The organism is Micromonospora sp. NPDC048843, from assembly GCF_040649965.1.
GTDB lineage: Bacteria > Actinomycetota > Actinomycetes > Mycobacteriales > Micromonosporaceae > Micromonospora > Micromonospora hortensis.
Map to the genome: position 1 here is coordinate 1 of NZ_JBEZGJ010000366.1, position 1,472 is coordinate 1,472.

Sequence of the window (1,472 nt, forward strand, 5' to 3'; positions counted from 1 at the left end):
GGGCAACCGGTCCAACAACAACGCCCCGCGCAACACCTACCGGTGTGCCGACGGGCGCTGGGTGGCGGTCTCCACCAGCGCGCAGAGCATCGCCGGCGAGGCGGCGCGCAGGTGCTGCTCCGGCTCGGGCCTCCGACGTCGCCGCGGGACGCATAGCCGCTGCGGTGCCGGGTAGCTGCCAGTCATGGCGCGGTATACGAAACCCGAGCTCAGAGAGCAGATCAAGGAAGAAATCAAGGCTTCCGACAAGGGCGGCCGGCCGGGGCAGTGGTCGGCGCGCAAGTCACAGCTGGTCACTCAGGAGTACAAGAAGCGCGGCGGCGGATTCCTGGGCGAAAAGGACGAGCGGCAGAAGTCTCTCCAGCGCTGGGGCAACGAGAAGTGGCAGACGAAGGACGGCGACACCCGTGCGCGCAAGGGTGCCACCACGAGTCGCTACCTGCCCCAGAAGGCCTGGGAGGAGATGTCGGAGAACCAGAAACGCGCGACCGACACGAAGAAGCGCGAAGCGTCCCGATCCGGCAAGCAGTACGTCGCCAACACCGGGCCGGCCAAACGGGCGCGTCGGGACGCCACCACGGCCGGACGGATGACGGAGATGTCGGTCGCGGAGGCGGCCAAGCTGGTCCGTGGCCTCGACACGCGACAGCTCAAGACCGCGCTGCGCAACGAGCGCGCCAGCAAGGACCGCAAGACGCTCGTCCAGCGGCTGGAAGCGGAACTCAACCGGCGCGGCTGACCCGGCCCTCGACCGCCTTAACCCGCCCTTAGCGTCCGGACAGCGCGGTGCTATCCCGATCTGGCCGATCCTCGAAGTCGACAACCGAGGAAAGGTGGACACCACGATGAAGCGCACCAATCTGCTTCTGGCGTCGGTCGGCGGTTCGGCGGTGCTGGCGGTGGCCGGGGTCGCGCTCGGCGTCAACGCCGCGAACGACTCGCGGACCGGCGGCACGGCACTCGCCGCGGCAACCGTCGCGCCGACGGCCACCGACGCGCCGGCAGCCACCGGTACGCCGTCGGCCGGCACCCCATCGGGTACGCCGTCGACCGGCACCCCGTCCGGTACGCCGTCGACCGGCACCGCGCCCGCGGGCAGCGCGGTCGACGAGAAGCGCGCCGGTGAGATCGCGCTCGCCAAGGCCGGCGGCGGTCAGATCGTCGAGGTCGAGGCCGAGCAGGAGAACGGCCGACCGGTGTGGAGCGTCGAGATCGTGGCCGGCGACACCGAACACGAGGTGGACGTCGACCGGGACAACGGCTCGGTGGTCAAGGCCGAGCAGGAGCCGGTCGACGACGACGACAACGACGCTGACGACGCTGACGACGACGACGACGACGCCGACGACAAGAACGACAACGACTGACCGCGGCCGCCGCTCACCCCGGGTGCTAACCAGAGCGTCTCGCTGTTCCTGCCGCACCCCGGGCAGCACGCCCCGGTGGTTCCGGTCGAGCAGGGCGAGGACTGG

The 1,472-nt window shown here is 70.2% G+C and carries 2 protein-coding genes; both read left to right on the plus strand.

All coding sequences use genetic code 11. From position 1 onward, the window contains the following. Positions 1 to 184 precede the first annotated feature (184 nt). Positions 185 to 739, plus strand: a complete 555-nt coding sequence (locus tag AB0C20_RS36120; RefSeq protein WP_357569710.1) for a DUF5872 domain-containing protein — start codon at positions 185 to 187, stop codon at positions 737 to 739. A 106-nt stretch (positions 740 to 845) separates the two neighbouring features. Next, complete coding sequence (locus AB0C20_RS36125) at positions 846 to 1,367, plus strand: PepSY domain-containing protein (RefSeq protein WP_357569711.1); 522 nt, start codon at positions 846 to 848, stop codon at positions 1,365 to 1,367. Positions 1,368 to 1,472 lie beyond the last annotated feature (105 nt).